Source organism: Acinetobacter sp. UNC436CL71CviS28 (genome assembly GCF_000620525.1).
Taxonomy (GTDB): domain Bacteria; phylum Pseudomonadota; class Gammaproteobacteria; order Pseudomonadales; family Moraxellaceae; genus Acinetobacter; species Acinetobacter radioresistens.
The window spans coordinates 99,844-117,889 of record NZ_JIBB01000006.1 but is presented as its reverse complement, the minus strand read 5'-3'; the positions used below and the strand labels follow the sequence as shown (position 1 = coordinate 117,889).

Genomic DNA, 18,046 nt, shown 5'->3' with positions numbered 1-18,046 from the left:
GCTCTGAAATATTTACCTGCAGAACTGCGTAAAACGTTGACCTATGACCGTGGACGCGAGATGGCAGAACATAAAATACTTGAAGAAGATTTAGGCATAGATGTATATTTCTGTGACCCACATTCACCCTGGCAAAAAGGCACATGCGAAAATATGAATGGTTTAATTAGGCAATATTTACCTAAAGGGATTGATTTAAATCAGGCAGATCAGCATTATTTAAATCAAGTTGCCATGTCACTGAATACTCGTCCTAGAAAAGCGTTAGATTGGCTTACACCATTAGAGAAATTTGCTCAGCTTGTTGATTATCATAAGACTTTTCAAACTGTCGCACCTCATGTTTGAATTCGCCTAGTAATAAAATTGACATAACATTAAATTATTATACCCAGCATTTCCTTATCTATTATTTAAATTATATGAATAAAATATTTAAAATCAGCATATTAGCTTTAAATTTATTTATAGTTGCCTGTAACGATGAAACCAGTAAAAATTTAGTCATACCACCTTCAAATCATACTGAGTCAAAATATTATCAAACTAAAACCCCTTATCAGCCACAACAGGATATAAAAAGTTACGAGCCAGTTCCTTCAGGCTTTCAGCCTGTCTTTATAGAGATGGTTGCACGTCATGGATCAAGAGGGTTATCAAGCCTTAAGTATGATCTGGCCTTATATCATTTATGGAAACAGGCGAAAGCAGAAAATGCCTTAACTCCTTTAGGGGAACAACTGGGTAAAGACCTAGAAACTATGATGCAAGCTAATATACTTTTAGGCTATGGGGTAGAAGGTATTCGCCAGTTTGGTTATGGTAATGAAACTGTGACAGGCATTTTGGAACATCGTGGAATTGCTGACCGCTTACTGCAGCGTTTACCAAACTTGTTTAATCAGGATGCTTCAATCTGGATACAAAGTTCTGGAGTGGACCGGGCAGTCGATAGTGCAAAATTTTTCACAGCTGAATTAATTCAGCAGCGAAGTGAGCTTAAAAATAAAATAGAACCTGACTCCTATACCAGTCTGACCAGTACTATTTCTCCTACCATTGAAGAAGGTGGAGTCGACCGCTTCAAGCTTTATTTTCACCGCTTAAATGCAGAGGAAGATTTAATTAAAGCACTTAACCCTCATCAACAGGAAATTTATGAGACGAGTCAGACCTATCAACAGTTTGAAGAAAATAATGATGACTTGAACAAGAAACTTGATGAATTATCTAACCATACTCAGGCTGAGGCAGTTGCATTAACTGTACTCGAACCCATCTTTAAGGCAGATTTTATTCGAAAGCTCGGTTTACCTGACTATATTTTCAGTAATACAGGCTCATTTACGGTCACTACTCCTGCAGGGGAGCAAGTTACAGAAAAGGGTAAGGGTAAAAATACAATCGCAAGCACGGTAGATGCTGCAGCTTATCTGTATGAGCTTTATTCGATTTCAGGTGGAATGCAAAGTGAATTACGAGGAACAGACTTTGCTAAATACATGCCTTTAAATGCTGCCAGGTTTTACGCTGAATTTAATGATGCTCATGACTTTTATGAAAAAGGACCAAGCTTTTTAGAATCAAATCAGGTAACAAGTAAAATAGCATATGGCCTAAAACAGGATTTATTTCAACAAGCTGATCAGGTTATCGAGAAAACACAACCTTATAAAGCTGTTTTACGTTTTGCCCATGCAGAAATTATTATTCCGCTTGCGACCAGTCTTGATCTGCATAGTATGATGCAACCTTTAGCCCTGCATCAGACTTATAGTTATGCTACCAGCACATGGCGGGGCGAAACAGTTTCACCTATGGCCGCCAACATACAGTGGGATATTTATCAAAATCCTCAAGGTCATACGCTAGTAAAAATGCTTTATAACGAAAAAGAAACTTTATTTAAACCAGCTTGCAATTATGCACGTTACCAACCCACAAGTTTTTATTATGATTATCAAAAATTAAAACAGTGTTATCAGGGCCGTTAAATTGCTGGGTAAAAAATTATACTTATCTGAATAATAAATCCATGATTGAAGTGTCCAAACATAATACTATTAAAATAAAAAACCGGACTCTATGTCCGGTTTTTTGATTTACTGCTATTTTCAGATGTCGGACAGATCAATACCTAAACGTGCAGCTACTTCTTCATAGGCCTCAACAACACCTCCTAATCCCTGACGGAAACGGTCTTTGTCGAGTTTTTTCTTGGTATCCTTATCCCATAGACGGCAGCCATCTGGAGAGAACTCGTCACCAAGTACTATACGGTCATGAAACACACCAAATTCAAGCTTGAAATCTACCAGAAGCATATTGCCCTGAGCAAACAGGTCTTTTAGAACTTCATTTACTTTATAGGTAAGAACCTTCATCTGTTCCAGCTGCTCCGCAGTAGCCCAGCCCAAGGCAATTGCCTGAGACTCGTTTACCATTGGATCACCTAAACCATCATCTTTAAAGAACAGTTCAAAAGTAGGTGGATTAAGTTCCTTACCTTCTTCGATACCTAGACGACGACATAATGAACCTGCAGCATAATTACGGATCACACATTCTACCGGAATCATTTTCAGTTTCTTGACCAGAACTTCTGTAGGTGAAAGCAGCTTCTCGAAATGAGTTTCGATCCCGGCAGCAGCAAGTTTTTCCATGATAAAGGCGTTAAAACGGTTATTCACCTTGCCCTTACGATCTAGTTGTTCGATTTTTTCGCCATTGAACGCAGAGGCATCATCACGAAAGACTAAAATCAGATGGTCGGCAGAATCTGTTTCATATACAGATTTCGCTTTACCCGTATAAAGCAAGGTTTGTTTTAACATGGAGGAACCTTTTTACAAAAAAAATGCCTAGTACGACTAGGCTGGCCAATTTTGGTAAATCTGAGCTAACAGCTCTGCAGCCTGCTGTGGATCTGCAAAACTATTATCGGCATTAAACACAGCAAGTGTATGACTTGCACCTACGGAGGTTAGTCTTAAAACATATGTCCGGTTATCAGCTTTAATAGTGGCTTCATGACCATTTTTACTCTGGCCAACCACGCTATAGTTAAGGCTGCTCAGCGTGGCAAGAGTATATTGCCAGATCGTTGCCGAGTTACCCTCAATTTTAAGTAACGGATTGCGGTTACCATCCATCACTACTTGAGGACGCCCAGTTTCAGTCACATTCTGAGCTGTAGCAGACTGATTTGTACCTTGCTGAGCTGATTCTGGACGAGGCAGGGCAAAACGGTTGCCCCGCTTATTTTCAAGTTTAGGCGCATTATCAATGGCGAGCTGTTCAACTGTAGGTGCCGGATACAGCGGCGTAGCTGGTCGTACCAGAGAACCTTCAGGATATTTAAGTGGTTCTAGTGTGGTTGTATTTTTATAGTCAAGAGAACCATTATTGATGCTCATGGAACTGCAACCAGCCAGACTTAAGGCTGAAAGGGTCAGGGCTAAACCAATACGTAACTGCATAATCTTTGTGCTCTTATTCAAGTATACCCGCTGCTTTGAGGGCATCACGCAGTGGGGTGCGATACTGTTCTGCAAGTGGGGTCAGCGGCAAGCGAATACCAGTGCCAATCAGACCCATTTCATGAAGAGCCCATTTCACAGGAATTGGATTCGATTCACAAAATAGAATGTTATGTAAATTTGATACTTTATTGTTAAGTTCAAGAGCTAAAGTCTTATCTCCCTTGATTGCAGCTGCACAAATTTCACTCATGATCTTAGGTGCAATATTGGCAGTTACAGAAATATTCCCCTGAGCCCCGCCATGAATCAGCTCGCATGCTGTAGCATCATCACCCGAATATACTGAAATCTTGTTTTTCAGCCCTTCGATCAGTTTGCAGCCCCGCATAATATCGCCGGTAGCATCTTTAATACCAACAATCTGTGGAAGATCGGCCAGACGGATTACAGTTTCATTCTGCATGTCTACACCAGTACGACCTGGTACATTATACAAAATCTGTGGTAAATCGACAGCTTCAGCAATCGCTTTATAATGTTGATAAAGACCTTCTTGTGTCGGTTTATTATAATAAGGAGTCACCAGCAGGGCAGCATCTGCACCCAATTCCTTGGCTTCTTTAGTCAGTTCGATGGCTTCGCGTGTTGAGTTCGCACCAGTGCCGGCAATAATAGGAATACGTTTGTTGGCCACACGAATGATTTCTTTAATCACCTGTGTATGTTCAGCCATACTTAAAGTCGATGCTTCACCTGTTGTGCCAACAGCAACAATGCTGTTAGTGCCTTGTTCTATGTGCCACTCAACCAGCTTTTCAAGACCCTTCCAATCTACGCTACCATCTTCAAACATTGGAGTGACAATGGCGACAATTGAGCCTTGAATGGTCTGTGCTTGCTGAGTCATTTTAAAAAAATATCCTTGTTGTCCATCCGGATAGTTTAAGAATTAAGTGTCTGGATGGTTGCAGTATTTTGAGTGTAAGCAAAATATGAACAGGCGTAGCCCATTGCATAATGCTTATGCAAATTATGACTGAACATCTGGTGAAGAACAATATACTTTCGCCAAAGCGATGAAAAACTTTGATGAAACATATTCAGGCGACCAAAAATTTTTAATTTCCAGTCTGATAATGAATTGAACCGAATTATTTTAATTTAGAAAACCTGTAGTTCAGGACAGTGAAATGACCAGGTAAATAATCAAATATTAAAATTAATAGTCTGGAGAGCCAGAAAGATAAAACTCACCTGATTAAGAGCTAATTGTGATGAGCTTATAGAGGAATATAATAAAAAAATTTAAAACCTGATGTGCTAAAATTACTCAAAAAATAATAAGTTATTAGTTTTAGCTATCAGAAAATTAGTAGAAGTTAGGCTAAAAAATCAAAAAAATATAGTATTTACAGCTCTATTGCTGAGTTTTTTAGTCAGTATTATTTGCCAGTTATTGTTTTTATCACTATCTCAGTATTTTTATATTAGAAGAAAAGTCCAGTAATCAATAAAAAAACAGAAATTTCTAGAACTTATGGATAGTTATATTAAATGTTGGCCTTCTGGATGATGTGAGGCTAAGTCATCACCTCTACTTTAAGGATACGCTAGATGGGTGGATCAAATAAAAAGCATTCCATTATTACGGTGGTTATCTGTTTTTTAATTGCTGTCATTGAAGGGCTAGATATTCAGGCTGCGGGAATTGCAGCTGCCGGTATCCGTGAACATTTTGGGCTAGATAGCTCACAGTTAGGCATATTTTTTAGTGCTGGTATTCTGGGGCTGTTACCGGGCGCATTAATCGGGGGACGTTATGCAGACCGGATTGGCCGTAAAAAAGTTCTGATCTGGTCAGTTGCAACCTTTGCGGTATTTACTTTGTGCACGGTATGGGTCAACAGTTTCTATAGCCTGCTAGTGGTACGGTTGCTGGCAGGTGCAGGGCTAGGCGCGGCTATGCCGAATCTGATTACTCTGGCTTCAGAAGCCGTGAGCCCTGCCCAGCGTGGCCGTGCTGTAGGTTTAATGTACTGCGGTATGCCGGTCGGCGCTGCCGCACTATCCTATATCGCCAGTCTGGAGTTTGGGGCTGACTGGAAAAATATTTTCTACCTGGGTGGATTGCTACCGATTATTGTTATTCCGATCATGGTTAAATTTTTGCCAGAATCACATGAATTTTTGCAATCCCGACAATTACAACCCCGAATCGAAACACCAAGTTCATTTAAACCACTGTTCAACCAAGAAAATTTATTACGGACTTTGCTGGTATGGGGCAGTTATTTTTTGACCCTGATGGTGGTGTATATCATGTTAAGCTGGTTACCGTCCCTGTTTATGGAACTCGGTTTCTCGCGTAAAGAAGGCAGCACTGCACAGTTCTTCTTCATGGTCGCAGCTACCGTTGGTACAATTATTCTGGGTATTTTGACAGATCGCTGGAAAAAGGCCTATGTCATACTCCTCATGTATGGCGGTATTGCTGCCGGGCTGTTTAGTTTAAGTGCAGCGGGTTCCTTGCAGCAGATGTACTGGGCAGCTGCTTTAACTGGTGCTTTTGTCATTGGTTGCCAAGGGGTACTGTATGCGTTTGGCAGTATTGTTTATCCGACTAATATCCGGGCTAGTGGAGTAGGTATGGCATCTGCTGTAGGACGGGTTGGAGCTATGCTTGGGCCAGCAATTGCAGGTCAGTTGCTATCTGCCGGTTTTGGTGCTGTTGGAGTCATTTCTGCAGCTATTCCCTGTATTATTATTTCAGCAATACTCATGTTGTTGTTAGTACGTCGCTTGCCTGCACAGACCTGAATCTGATCACTTAAAAGCCTGCATCTGTCGGGCTTTTTTATTGGTGTGACGAGAAAACCACAGAAATTTAATTTGTCTGGTTAAACTGTACTGAAACCACGCTACACTATTTTGATTTTTAGATACAGCTTAGAGGAGCTACCGCATGCTTCCGCAAAACAGTGCTTTGATTATTGTCGATGTGCAAAATGGTTTTTGTCCCGGTGGCAATCTGGCAGTCAATGGGGCGGACCAGATTATTCCGCTAATTAACCGGCTGGCTCAAAAGTTTAAAAATATTATTCTGACTCAGGACTGGCATCCGGAAAATCATGTTTCATTTGCAAAAAACCATATAAATAAAAAGCCTTATGACAGTATTGAGCTAGCTTACGGGACACAAGTACTGTGGCCGGCACATTGTGTTCAAGGCACTGACGATGCTGAATTACATCCCTTGCTTAATGTTCCAGCTGCACAGCTAGTAATCCGAAAAGGATTTCATCCTGACATTGACAGCTACTCAGCTTTTCTGGAAGCAGACCAGGAAACTGTAACCGGTCTGGCAGGTTATTTAAAAGAACGCCGAATTGATACAGTATATATTGCAGGGATTGCTACAGACTTCTGTGTGGCCTGGACAGCAATGGATGTACGTCAATTCGGTTTTAATACTTTTGTAATTGAAGATGCCACCAAGGCAATTGATCTTGAGGGTTCACTTGAACAAGCTTGGCAGCAGATGCTGGATAGGGGCGTACAGCGTATCCAATCAGATGATTTATTTAAAGTCACAGTTCAAGATGAGTGATGTGCTCAAAGAATATGGCAGAATGGGTGTTTAAACCCGCTTACCTCAACAGAAAAAGAATATTTTTATAGTAAAACTTTAAAGTTTGATTTTCTCTGTCAATACATGGATGAATTTTATGGCTGCCTTGTTACGCTTGACCCAGTTTATTCAGAAAACTTTTGCATTATGGGTTGTCCTGTTTGCAGGGATTGCGTTATTAGTGCCTGAGGCTTTTGTCTGGCTCAAGGCCTATATTACCTGGATGCTGGGTATTATTATGTTTGGCATGGGCATGACCATGACACCAAATGATTTTAAAAGCGTATTACAAAGCCCAAGAGCAGTAATCATTGGAGTAGCTGCCCAGTTCGTAGTCATGCCGGGCCTGGCGTTTATTTTATGTAAATTATTCCAGTTACCGCCTGAAATTGCCATTGGTGTCATTCTAGTCGGATGTTGCCCGGGAGGTACAGCTTCTAATGTAATTACTTATATGGCCAAGGGCAATACGGCGCTATCAGTAGCCTGTACCTCGGTATCTACCTTATTAGCACCTATTTTTACACCAGCAATTTTTTATGTATTGGCCAGCCAGTGGATTGAAATTAATGCTGCTTCTATGCTGGTTTCTATTTTGCAGGTGGTGCTATTTCCAATACTGCTAGGGCTTATTGTCCGTAGCTTACTTAAGCAAAAGGTAGAACAGTATATTCAGGTCATGCCTCTGGTTTCAGTGGTTGCTATTGTGGCCATTGTGGCTGCGATCATTGGTGGCAGCAAGGCTTCTATACTGGAATCCGGGTTAATGATTCTAGGAGTAGTCATGCTGCATAATACCTTGGGATATTTGTTGGGATTCTGGGCCAGTTGCCTGTTTAAGTTACCTTATGCAGACAGTAAAGCGGTGGCAATCGAGGTTGGCATGCAGAATTCAGGACTGGGTGTTGCACTTGCCGCCGTACATTTTGCTGCTTCACCAGTTACAGCAGTACCAAGTGCTATCTTTAGCCTCTGGCATAATATTTCCGGCCCGGCATTGGCAACTTACTGGGCCAGCCGAACTCGGCAGGAAGTAGCCCCACAGCGGCATGAGGAATAAATCTGGTTGTATCTAAACTGTGAACCCAGCTTTTCTCAGAGATGATCATTTAAAGAGCTAGAGTGGTAGTGTTCAATAAGAGTGCGCAATATTAAGCTCAATATAAGATAGATTGGTGACCAGACCGGTTTAAGCACTACATGCCCTTTAGCCGGTATAATATAAAATTTACCTGGCTTTAAACCACCAGATAAAACAGGTACAACTTATAGTCTTCACCCGGCCATACCATGTAGCGAGCGATAATATTGGAAAATAGACGTTACGCATAATCTTGAAAATTCATGAGTATTGAAGCTGTCAGTGGTACAAATATAACTGATCACCCAGAGACTAACTTTTCTAATCGGCTTATAGGATGGATATACTAGACATCTATACTAATCAGGAATAATCCTGCAGTTAAATGTCGGTGCTGCCAGCTCTGGATTGTTTGTTTAAGACTTTCTCCAGGATCTGGTAGATTTTCTTATGATTGGACTGTGCCACATTAAATCTTAGGAACTGGTTAGCGGTTGGTGATGAGCTGAATGCTCCACCTGGTGCGAGAATTACGCCATGTTTGAGCGAATCTTTAGAAATTTTATCTGCTTGATAGCCCGCAGGTAACTGGCACCAGAGAAACATACCTGCTTTAGGTAACAACCAAGGGTGAATATCCAGTTTTTTTAAGTTTCCTGCAGTTTTACTCATAGCCTCTGCCAGATGTAGGCGCAGCCAGTCTAGATGCTTGCGGTAGGCTGAATCTGTCAAGGCATGATAAATAATTTCAGTATTTAAATGATTGCTGTTAAAACAGGTAGCGATCTTAAGATCGATCAGGCGTTCAACCCATTCTGGTTTGGCAGCAATATAACCGCAGCGAATAGATGCTGACAAGGTTTTAGAAAAACTGCCAATCTGTATTACCTGATGAAAGCCATTTAATGCTGCATAACGAGGTGCCGGAATTAATTCAAGATCAGCAAAGATATCATCTTCTATAATAATCAGTTGAGCTGCCTCGGCCAGTTTGAGTATCTGGTATGCAGTAGAAATCGAGAGGCTGGCCCCAGTCGGGTTATGTATACCGGCATTAGTAATATAAAGTCGCGGCCGTTTAGCCAGTGCAGCTTGAAATGCTGCTATATCTGGACCCTGAGCTGTAAAAGGAACTGCTATGGTTTCGACTTTATGCACCTTGAGTAACGCGTGAAAATTAAAATAGCAAGGGTCATCAATCAGGACAACATCACCTGGATTTAAAAAGAGCCGACAGATCAGGTCGATTGACTGTGTACCGCTATCAGATAAAATTATCTGCTCAGGTAGACTGTATACCCCTGTCATCTCCATACGTCTGGCAATCAGATGGCGTAAGGGTGCATAACCGGCAGGTGTAGAATAGCTGACCAGACCATCAGGTTCAGTTCGTGAGGTTTTTCTCAGTGCTTTTCGTAAAGCAGCTTCTGGCATCCAGTTTGCCGGCATCCAGCCACATCCTGGTTTAAGAGAATCTGGCTTTGCTTCAAGAGATTGCCGTGAGATCCAGAGCGGATCTATTTCCCGGGTCAAACAAGGTTCAACCGTATTTAAAGGATAAGCCCTGACCGACGAGCAAACAAAATAGCCCGCTCCGGCACGTGCTTCTATAAGTTCTTCCGTGACCAGCCGTTCATAAGCCTCTACAACGGTAGAGACCGAAAAATTAAATTCCTGGGCCATTGCCCGTACTGAAGGTAAGCGTGCCCCTGAGACCAGATGGCGGTTTGCCACTTTTTCACGCACACTTTGCATGACTATTTCTATTTTTGTTTTCTTTACATTATTTTCCATAACAGTGCCAATTTCTAGAGCAATACAGTATGTTTAAATTGTATGGGGCTGTATCTGTTAGTACAACTATAAGATGTCTTATAACACATCAACCGTTATAGGAAGATAGAGTATTTATAAGTCATCTAGAGGCTGGTTAAATGGGCTGATTGGCGTAATTATTTTTTCAGGCTCCCTGCCTGCAACCCGAGTCGCTGTAGCAGGTTTTACCCCAGAGTTTTTAACTGTTGCCCGTGCAGCAATTGCCGGATTGCTGGCCTTATTGGTCTTAAAAATATTGAAAGAGAAATGGCCTAAACGTACTTATGTGAGCTCTCTGGTAATTGTATCTTTAGGCGTTGTTATAGGCTTCCCTTTATGTACTGCACTTGCGTTGCAATACATTAGTGCATCATATTCAATTGTCTTTATTGCTCTGCTGCCCCTATCTACAGCTATTTTTGGGGTAATACGTGGTGAACAGTGGCCCCAGCCTTTATTTTGGCTATTTGCACTTCTGGGGAGCAGTGGTGTCATGAGTTTTATGCTGCTTAAAGTACAGGGTGAAAATAGCATGTCTGGAAACCTTTGGATGCTAGCTGCCATTACGGTTTGTGGACTGGGTTATGCTGAAGGAGGAAAACTGTCGAGACAGCTTGGCGGGTGGCAAGTAATTTCTTGGGCTTTGGTAATTTCTTTACCGCTTATGCTCATGCTGAGTTATGTCTATCTACCACAAAGTTTTAGCCAGATTACTATTTCTGAGCTACTGGCGCTGTTATATGTCGCTTTCTTTAGTATGTTTCTCGGTTTTATTTTCTGGTATCAAGGCTTGGCACAAGGTGGGGTACTGGCAGTAGGACAATTACAACTGCTACAACCGTTTTTAGGTTTAGGCTTGTCTGCTTGGTTATTGAATGAAACCGTAAGCCCGATAATGTGGGGGATTTCACTCATGGTTGTCATTTGCGTAGCAGGAGCTAAAAAATTTTCGGTATATCCATCGTCTACTAATTCTATAAACAATGTAAAACAATCTTAATTATGAAGATGATCATTTCTTTTAAATAATAAAAAAGAGAGTGATAAACTCTCTTTTTTATTATCAGATATTAAATTATTCAACAGTAACGGACTTGGCTAAATTACGCGGCTGGTCCACATCAGTACCACGTAGCACTGCAACATGGTAAGACAATAACTGCACTGGAACACTATATACAATAGGTGCCAAGCAGGCAGTTACAGTAGGAATGCTGACCACATGCTGACGCTCTTTTTCCTGTATACCACTGTTCTCATCTGCAAAAACAAATAATTCTCCACCACGTGCCTGTACTTCTTCCATATTCGATTTTAATTTATCGAGCATGTCATCTTGTGGCGCAAGAATAACTACTGGCATATCGTTATCTACCAATGCCAGTGGGCCGTGTTTTAATTCTCCCGCTGCGTAGCCTTCAGCATGGATATAGGAAATTTCTTTCAATTTAAGCGCGCCTTCTAGCGCGATTGGATAATGAATTCCCCGGCCTAAAAACAGACAATGCTGTTTTTCTACAAACAACTCAGAGAGACGTAAAATCTCACTGTCATGTTGCAAGGTATCCAGTATTACTTTTGGACAGTGCCATAACTCTGCCGTAATCTCAGCAATCTGCTGAGCACTAATACTTTGCTTGACCTGACCGACTTTTAATATTAACAGCATTAATGCCGCCAGCTGGGTAGTGAAGGCCTTGGTTGAGGCGACACCAATTTCTGGCCCTGCCAAAGTCAGCAGATAATGATCTGTTTCACGTACCATTGATGAAGTTGCAACATTACAAATCGTCATGGTGGTAATAGGGATATTTTTCTCGGCAGCCCGTTTTTTGGTATCACGCAGGGCAGCAAGTGTGTCGGCAGTTTCACCAGACTGAGAAATACAGATATATAGGGTATTTGCTATAATTACCGGCGAACGATAACGGAATTCGCTGGCGATTTCGACTTGGCAGGATAGCCCGATAATCTGTTCAAACCAGTATTTGGCAATCATACCGGCATGATAGCTGGTGCCACAGGCAATAATCTGTACCTGCTGGATATTCTTGAAATCATTTTCAGCACTTTCCAGAAAATCTTCACGCAGGTGGTCACTATTTAGAGCCTGAGATATTGTCTGCTGAATCGCTTCCGGCTGCTCATAAATTTCTTTGAGCATATAGTGCTTATATTCACCTTTAGATGCATTGCTTACTGTAGCGTCTAGTTCTTTTACCGGACGGTCAATACGCTGGCCATGAGCATAAACTTCAATACTGTTACGGGTGAGGCGTGCAATATCACCTTCTTCCAGATAGATAAAACGGTTGGTGATCGGAAGCAATGCCAGCTGGTCAGAGCTAATAAAGTTCTCGCCAATACCTACTCCAATCACAAGAGGTGAGCCTTCACGTACTGTAATTAACTCATCCGGATGATCAGTATGGATAATTCCCAGTGCATAGGCACCTTTTAACTGTGGAACCACCTGATTAACTGCTTCTAGCAGATTTGAGGTTGATTTAAGGGCATCATTAACCAGATGCGCCACTACTTCGGTATCGGTCTGTGAGGTGAAGACATAGCCGAGAGCTTCCAGGTCATCTTTGAGTTCCTGGTAATTCTCAATAATACCGTTATGAACAACTGCAACATTACCAGAGATATGCGGGTGAGCATTATCTTCAGTCGGTTTACCATGAGTGGCCCAGCGCGTATGAGCAATACCGACCGAACCGCTAATCTGGCTGTCACGAACTGCTTCTTCCAGCATGGCTACTTTACCGACACGGCGTTCGCGTACAATCTGGCCATTATGCAGCAGGGCAACACCGGCTGAGTCATAACCCCGGTATTCAAGGCGTTTTAGGCCTTCAATTAAAATATTAATAATATTACGTTCAGCAACGCCACCAACAATACCGCACATAGTTTATTCCTCTATTTTTTAATTTTTTGTGGACGCTGATAGTTTTCTTTGGAGAGCTGTTTGGCACGTTCAAAAGCCAGAGAATAATCTTCAACATCACAGGTAATGACTGAGCCTGCACCAACTGTTGCGCCATTACCTATTCTGACCGGGGCAACCAGTGAGCTATTTGAACCGACAAAGGCCTCATTACCAATAATGGTCTTATGCTTGTTGGCACCATCATAATTACAGGTAATTGTGCCTGCACCAATATTGGAATTTTCGCCGACTTCAGCGTCCCCTAAATAAGTAAAATGATTGGCTTTCGAGCCTGTACCGATAGAGGTATTTTTCACTTCAACAAAATTACCAATATGTACATCATTGCCAAGTTTTGCGCCCGGACGAAGGCGGGCAAATGGCCCAATCTGGGTATTTTCACCCACTACCGCGTTTTCAAATACGCTATATGGCTGGACTTTGGTTCCAGCCGCAATTTTAGTATTTTTGAGAACACAGCCTGCGCCAATCTCGACAAAATCACCGAGTTCACAGTCGCCCTCAATAATGACATTAATATCAATTCGCACATCTTGGCCGGCTTTTAATGTTCCACGTAAATCAAAGCGTGAAGGATCAATCAAATGCACCCCTTGCTGCATAAGATCTTTCGCCTGCTGCTGCTGAAAATCGCGTTCCAGTGCAGAAAGTTGCAGGCGGTCATTTATTCCTTCAACTTCAAATGCCAGTTCTGGTTGAATTGATGCAATCTCCAGACCGTCTGCCACGGCCATCGCTACAATGTCAGTCAGGTAATATTCACCCTGTACATTGTCATTGGAAAGCTGCGGCAGCCACTGATGCAGCTTGGCATTACTAACACAATAAATACCGGTATTGATTTCATTAATCAGACGCTGCTCATCCGACGCATCTTTGTGCTCGACAATTGCCTGAATTTTGCCACTTTCACGTACAATTCGGCCATAACCTGCTGGATTGTCTACAGTTAAAGTAATCATGCCAATACCGGTTTCTCTGGATGCCTCCAGCAGCTGTTCTAATGTCTGCTGGCGCACTAACGGCACATCACCATATAGAATCAGGGAAATACCTTCTTTAGGTAATACTGGCAGCGTCATTTGAACCGCATGTCCGGTTCCGAGCTGTTCTGCCTGTTCTACCCATTGAATTTTTTCTTCAACAAATGCATCTTGAACCAGTTGGCCACCATGGCCATAAATCGTAATAATATTTTCAGCTTGTAGTTTTTTTGCGGTCTCAATCACATGACCAAGCAATGGACGCCCTGCCAGAGGTTGTAAGACTTTAGGTAAATGGGAACGCATTCGGGTTCCTTTACCTGCCGCAAGAATAATAACGCTTGTAGACATGAGTAATCCTAAAAAATAGGGTTAAATCCTGGAAAAATATAAATAAATTAATATACAGAGTGCAGCCCAGATACCCGCGATAATATCATCAAGCATAATACCAAAGCCACCATGTACCCGGCGGTCAACTACCCGGATTGGCCAAGGCTTCCAGACATCGAACAAACGGAACAGGGCAAAACCGATAAGAACCCACAGCCAATTCATCTGACCTAGATACACCAGTGGTAAAAATGAAATAGACTGTCCAGCAAATTCATCCCAGACAATGCGGCCATCGTCATGTACACCCATGAGTTCAGCAGTACGCCCGCACAGATAAATACCTAGCAGTGACATCAGTACAATGATCAAGACACTGTTAAAAAAACCTAGTGCCAGCCAAGCGGGTATAAACAGCAAGGCAAAAGCAGAACCAAACGTACCCGGAGCCTTAGGTGCTAGACCTGAACCGAAACCTACGCCACAAAATACAATACAGCGCTGTGTCCAGGTCATCTGTTTAAATTTGATGGAAGGTTTATGCAAAATGTTGATATCCGTGAAACTGAAACGGATGGTCTATGCCATCTTTTTCAAAAGTTAAGCCGAGCCGCTCAGTAATATGCCCGATTTTGCTAATTTTTACATGACTTTGTTGTTGTAAAAGTTTTTCATAAGCTGTCGGACTCAGCGTAAAGCAAAGCTCATAGTCATCGCCACCAGCTAAGGCATACTGGAACTTTTCATTTAAAGAGAGCTGCTGTAGTACAGGATCAAGTGGCAGACACTCGAGTTCGATCTGTGCGCCTACATGCGATGCCTGTAAAATATGACCTAAATCCTGTGCCAGTCCGTCTGAAATATCGATCATGGCTGAGGCCATGCCTTTAAGCTGCTGGCCAAGTTCACAGCGTGGTGTTGGATAATCTAGCCGTTTTTGCAGAGGATGTCCGGGATGTTGCAGACCATAAGCTGCATCTCCAACCTGCCCACTTACACAGATATAATCACCTGCCTGGGCTCCGCTACGTGTAATGGCCTGTCCGGCTTCAACCCAGCCCAATGCAGTAATACTGATAGTTAGATGTGGACCCTGAGTGGTATCACCACCAATCAGGCTGACACCAAACTGCTGGCAGCAGTCAAATAGGCCTTGGCTAAAGGCCTGCAACCACTTGTGATCTACCTGTGGCAAAGTTAATGCCAGTAAAATACTGTGTGGTTTGGCACCCATGGCAGCAATATCAGAAAGATTTACCGCGACACTTTTCCAGCCAATGGCATGGGCAGAGGTCGAGAGCGGGAAATGACGGCCGGCCACGAGTGTATCAGCACAAATGACCAGTTGCTGGCCAGGAGGAGGGGAGACCAGAGCCGAGTCATCTCCAATACCTAAATCAACCTGACTATGATGATCACGGTTAAAGTAGGTCTGAATTAAGGAAAACTCGGCCATCGTCAACAGCTTTTATTCAGTTTGCTGTTTTTCTGCCGCACGCAGACTTTGTGCCAGACGGTCAAGTACACCATTAATGTATTTATGACTATCTGCACCACCAAAATGCTTGGCTAGTTCGATCGCTTCATCCAGTACGACCCGGTAAGGAATTTCAAGATGATCCCGTAGCTCGTAAGCGCCCAGACGTAACGTAGCCAGTTCTACACCATCAAGTGCACCAAGCTCACGGTCAAGTACCGGAACCAATAAGGTATCGAGTGCTTCATGCTGGGCAACAACTTGCGTAAGCAGCTCATGATAATAGCCAAGGTCGACCTTATGCATGGCATTTTCAGCACGGGTACGAGCTTCAATTTCATGCACTGGATTATGGCTCATTTGCCATTCATATATACCTTGTACAGCAAAACGGCGTGCTTTGCGTTTTGCTGCATAAGTTGCTTGAAGAGTTTGCGACATCTTTTAGATTGCCTTTAACAAGTTAACCATTTCAATAGCAGTCAGGGCAGCTTCGCTACCTTTATTACCTGCTTTTGTACCAGAGCGTTCAATCGCCTGTTCAATACTGTCCGTAGTTAATACACCGTTGATCACTGGCAAGCCAGTATCTAGTCCAACTACGCCCAAGCCCTTGGCACATTCACCGGCTACAAAGTCAAAATGTGGTGTACTGCCGCGAATCACTGCGCCTAGCGCAATAATCGCATCAAATTTGTTTGTTGCAGCTAGTTTTTTTGCAACTACTGGCAGTTCCCAAGCACCCGGTGCGTGAACAACAGTAATATTCTCTTCAGATACACCATGACGTTTCAGTGTATCAATCGCACCTTCTAACAGATGTTCTACAACAAAGCTGTTAAAACGGCCGACCAGAATCGCGTAACGGCCTTCGCTCGCGAGATGTAATAAACCTTCAATACGGCGAATCGCCATAGCAACCTCGATTATTTAACTAAAGTTTGATCTGCGGTGATATATTCCACCACTTCCAGATTAAAGCCGGACAGGGCATTAAAGCGTAATGGCGAGCTAAGTAGCTGCATTTTCTCTACCCCCAGATCCCGTAAAATTTGTGCCCCTACCCCAATAGTCTGATACTGCTGCGATAACGCTGCGTTCGATTTTATCGGTTTAGGCTTGTTCAGGCTTTCAAGCGCAGGGCCCAAGTCCTGCAAGTGACGCTGTCCGATCCAGACCAGTACACCACGTTCGCTATCAGCAATGGTTTTTAAGGCACGGTCCAGATTCCAGGCCGGCTCGCCTTCCTGCTTGTTAAGTTTCAGCAGATCACGAGCTGGATTAAAACCATGCACACGAACCGTAGTGACCCCTTCTTTAGGCTCACCTTTTACTAGCGCCAGATGAATATCCGGGTTACCGATTTCACGATAACGATACAGGTCAAAAGTTCCATATTCAGTGTCGATACTTTGCTGGTCAATACGTTCGATAGTCTGTTCATTGGTCATGCGGTAATGAATCAGGTCTGCAATTGTACCGATTTTCAGCCCATGTTTTTCAGCAAAAATTTCCAGATCCGGACGGCGTGCCATTGTACCGTCTTCTTTAATAATTTCACAAATGACTGAAGCTGGTTCCAGTCCTGCCAGTCTTGACAGGTCACAGCCTGCTTCTGTGTGTCCGGCGCGGTGCAAAACACCTCCCGGTTGAGCCATTAATGGAAAAATATGCCCTGGCTGGACAATATCACTTGGTTTGGCATGGGCAGCTACGGCAGTACGAATCGTATGAGCTCGTTCAGCTGCTGAAATACCGGTTGTGATACCCTCTGCCGCTTCAATGGACAGCGTAAAGTTTGTTCCGTGCTGGGCACCGTTAGAATCCACCATCAGTGGCAGATCTAACTGCTTGCAGCGTTCGCGGCTTAAAGTCAGACAAACCAGACCACGCGCATGCGTAATCATAAAATTAATATCTTCAGGGCGTACGTGCGTGGCGGCCATCACTAAATCGCCTTCATTTTCACGATCTTCATCATCCATCAGGATGACCATTTTTCCTGCACGGATATCTGCAACGAGCTCTTCTACAGTATTGAGCGGCATCTATCTAGACCCTCTTTTTTTGTCTTGCTGACAATAAATTGCATTGATAAGCCATAGTCTAACGTGTTTTAACTATATTTGCCTATGCTTATAGTATGGATGTTCCGGTTCTCTGTTATACACACCCTAATAGCCCTTTGAAAAGAGTGAAGATTTTAAAACAGAGCTGAATATGCTTAATCTTTGCTCACCTGGAAGATTTTGGGCCAGTGTGCCAAGGGTTTTAGACTGAAATAAAAAAAC

General features: G+C 42.8%; 17 protein-coding genes. 6 read left to right on the top strand and 11 right to left on the bottom strand.

Translation table 11 applies throughout. From position 1 onward, the window contains the following. Together N518_RS16105 and N518_RS0104580 are read left to right on the top strand one after the other, a co-directional pair. The coding region (locus N518_RS16105; protein ID WP_032050471.1) for an IS30 family transposase at window positions 1-348 on the top strand (348 nt) is incomplete at its 5' end. 74 nt (window positions 349-422) lie between these two features. Further along, complete coding sequence (locus N518_RS0104580; RefSeq protein ID WP_026444019.1) at window positions 423-1,994, top strand: histidine-type phosphatase; 1,572 nt, start codon at window positions 423-425, stop codon at window positions 1,992-1,994. A 120-nt stretch (window positions 1,995-2,114) separates the two neighbouring features. Here the strand turns inward: N518_RS0104580 and purC are convergent, their stop codons facing one another. Genes purC through dapA form a run of 3 tightly spaced genes read right to left on the bottom strand, consistent with a single transcriptional unit; the run spans window position 2,115 to window position 4,389 of the window. Next, a complete protein-coding gene (gene purC / locus N518_RS0104575) occupies window positions 2,115-2,834 on the bottom strand; it encodes a phosphoribosylaminoimidazolesuccinocarboxamide synthase (RefSeq protein ID WP_005023952.1) in 720 nt (239 codons plus the stop codon). Between the two features lie 36 nt (window positions 2,835-2,870). Further along, complete coding sequence (locus N518_RS0104570) at window positions 2,871-3,479, bottom strand: hypothetical protein (protein ID WP_005023954.1); 609 nt, start codon at window positions 3,477-3,479, stop codon at window positions 2,871-2,873. Window positions 3,480-3,492: 13 nt separating this feature from the next. Beyond that, window positions 3,493-4,389 carry a 4-hydroxy-tetrahydrodipicolinate synthase gene (gene dapA, locus N518_RS0104565; RefSeq protein ID WP_005017708.1) on the bottom strand — a complete coding sequence of 299 codons (897 nt, stop codon included), beginning with the start codon at window positions 4,387-4,389 and terminating at the stop codon, window positions 3,493-3,495. Window positions 4,390-5,096: 707 nt separating this feature from the next. Between dapA and mhpT the strand changes: the two genes are divergently transcribed. The 3 genes from mhpT (at window position 5,097) to N518_RS0104550 (ending at window position 8,170) form a co-directional block, all read left to right on the top strand. Continuing rightward, entirely contained in the window at window positions 5,097-6,299 is a 1,203-nt protein-coding gene (gene mhpT, locus N518_RS0104560) for a 3-(3-hydroxy-phenyl)propionate transporter MhpT (RefSeq protein ID WP_005023956.1), read from the top strand. A gap of 145 nt (window positions 6,300-6,444) precedes the next feature. Then, complete coding sequence (gene pncA / locus N518_RS0104555) at window positions 6,445-7,089, top strand: bifunctional nicotinamidase/pyrazinamidase (RefSeq protein WP_005023959.1); 645 nt, start codon at window positions 6,445-6,447, stop codon at window positions 7,087-7,089. A gap of 118 nt (window positions 7,090-7,207) precedes the next feature. After that, on the top strand, window positions 7,208-8,170 hold the full coding sequence (locus tag N518_RS0104550; protein ID WP_005023961.1) for a bile acid:sodium symporter family protein: 963 nt from the start codon (window positions 7,208-7,210) through the stop codon (window positions 8,168-8,170). Between the two features lie 402 nt (window positions 8,171-8,572). Here N518_RS0104550 and N518_RS0104545 read toward each other — a convergent pair whose 3' ends face one another. Beyond that, window positions 8,573-9,985, bottom strand: coding sequence for a PLP-dependent aminotransferase family protein (locus N518_RS0104545; RefSeq protein WP_017401143.1), 1,413 nt, complete (start codon window positions 9,983-9,985; stop codon window positions 8,573-8,575). A gap of 112 nt (window positions 9,986-10,097) precedes the next feature. On the opposite strand from N518_RS0104545, the gene N518_RS0104540 reads away from it, so the two are divergent. Then, window positions 10,098-11,006 carry a DMT family transporter gene (locus N518_RS0104540; RefSeq protein ID WP_026055451.1) on the top strand — a complete coding sequence of 303 codons (909 nt, stop codon included), beginning with the start codon at window positions 10,098-10,100 and terminating at the stop codon, window positions 11,004-11,006. A gap of 75 nt (window positions 11,007-11,081) precedes the next feature. On the opposite strand, the gene glmS is transcribed toward N518_RS0104540, so the two are convergent. The 7 genes from glmS to ribBA are packed head-to-tail and all read right to left on the bottom strand — an operon-like array spanning window position 11,082 to window position 17,803. Beyond that, a complete protein-coding gene (gene glmS / locus N518_RS0104535; RefSeq protein WP_005017717.1) occupies window positions 11,082-12,920 on the bottom strand; it encodes a glutamine--fructose-6-phosphate transaminase (isomerizing) in 1,839 nt (612 codons plus the stop codon). Between the two features lie 11 nt (window positions 12,921-12,931). After that, a complete protein-coding gene (gene glmU, locus N518_RS0104530) occupies window positions 12,932-14,296 on the bottom strand; it encodes a bifunctional UDP-N-acetylglucosamine diphosphorylase/glucosamine-1-phosphate N-acetyltransferase GlmU (protein WP_026444017.1) in 1,365 nt (454 codons plus the stop codon). A 21-nt stretch (window positions 14,297-14,317) separates the two neighbouring features. Beyond that, entirely contained in the window at window positions 14,318-14,794 is a 477-nt protein-coding gene (locus tag N518_RS0104525) for a phosphatidylglycerophosphatase A (protein WP_005404828.1), read from the bottom strand. 22 nt (window positions 14,795-14,816) lie between these two features. Then, window positions 14,817-15,734: a thiamine-phosphate kinase gene (gene thiL / locus N518_RS0104520; protein WP_005023969.1), complete on the bottom strand. Its 918-nt coding sequence runs from the start codon at window positions 15,732-15,734 to the stop codon at window positions 14,817-14,819. A gap of 12 nt (window positions 15,735-15,746) precedes the next feature. After that, window positions 15,747-16,196 (bottom strand): transcription antitermination factor NusB, encoded by a 450-nt coding sequence (gene nusB, locus N518_RS0104515; protein ID WP_005023971.1) that lies wholly within the window; start codon window positions 16,194-16,196, stop codon window positions 15,747-15,749. 3 nt (window positions 16,197-16,199) lie between these two features. Further along, window positions 16,200-16,670, bottom strand: a complete 471-nt coding sequence (gene ribE, locus N518_RS0104510) for a 6,7-dimethyl-8-ribityllumazine synthase (protein WP_005023974.1) — start codon at window positions 16,668-16,670, stop codon at window positions 16,200-16,202. Window positions 16,671-16,681: 11 nt separating this feature from the next. Then, window positions 16,682-17,803 (bottom strand): bifunctional 3,4-dihydroxy-2-butanone-4-phosphate synthase/GTP cyclohydrolase II, encoded by a 1,122-nt coding sequence (gene ribBA / locus N518_RS0104505; protein ID WP_005017730.1) that lies wholly within the window; start codon window positions 17,801-17,803, stop codon window positions 16,682-16,684. Between the last annotated feature and the right edge of the window lie 243 nt (window positions 17,804-18,046).

Bases quoted from the DNA above. Each gene is read 5' to 3' on its own strand.
- N518_RS0104580 (WP_026444019.1), top strand. From the start codon at position 423: ATGAATAAAATATTTAAAATCAGCATATTAGCTTTAAATTTATTTATA.
- purC (WP_005023952.1), bottom strand. From the start codon at position 2,834: ATGTTAAAACAAACCTTGCTTTATACGGGTAAAGCGAAATCTGTATAT.
- N518_RS0104570 (WP_005023954.1), bottom strand. From the start codon at position 3,479: ATGCAGTTACGTATTGGTTTAGCCCTGACCCTTTCAGCCTTAAGTCTG.
- dapA (WP_005017708.1), bottom strand. From the start codon at position 4,389: ATGACTCAGCAAGCACAGACCATTCAAGGCTCAATTGTCGCCATTGTC.
- mhpT (WP_005023956.1), top strand. From the start codon at position 5,097: ATGGGTGGATCAAATAAAAAGCATTCCATTATTACGGTGGTTATCTGT.
- pncA (WP_005023959.1), top strand. From the start codon at position 6,445: ATGCTTCCGCAAAACAGTGCTTTGATTATTGTCGATGTGCAAAATGGT.
- N518_RS0104550 (WP_005023961.1), top strand. From the start codon at position 7,208: ATGGCTGCCTTGTTACGCTTGACCCAGTTTATTCAGAAAACTTTTGCA.
- N518_RS0104545 (WP_017401143.1), bottom strand. From the start codon at position 9,985: ATGGAAAATAATGTAAAGAAAACAAAAATAGAAATAGTCATGCAAAGT.
- glmS (WP_005017717.1), bottom strand. From the start codon at position 12,920: ATGTGCGGTATTGTTGGTGGCGTTGCTGAACGTAATATTATTAATATT.
- glmU (WP_026444017.1), bottom strand. From the start codon at position 14,296: ATGTCTACAAGCGTTATTATTCTTGCGGCAGGTAAAGGAACCCGAATG.
- N518_RS0104525 (WP_005404828.1), bottom strand. From the start codon at position 14,794: ATGACCTGGACACAGCGCTGTATTGTATTTTGTGGCGTAGGTTTCGGT.
- thiL (WP_005023969.1), bottom strand. From the start codon at position 15,734: ATGGCCGAGTTTTCCTTAATTCAGACCTACTTTAACCGTGATCATCAT.
- nusB (WP_005023971.1), bottom strand. From the start codon at position 16,196: ATGTCGCAAACTCTTCAAGCAACTTATGCAGCAAAACGCAAAGCACGC.
- ribE (WP_005023974.1), bottom strand. From the start codon at position 16,670: ATGGCGATTCGCCGTATTGAAGGTTTATTACATCTCGCGAGCGAAGGC.
- ribBA (WP_005017730.1), bottom strand. From the start codon at position 17,803: ATGCCGCTCAATACTGTAGAAGAGCTCGTTGCAGATATCCGTGCAGGA.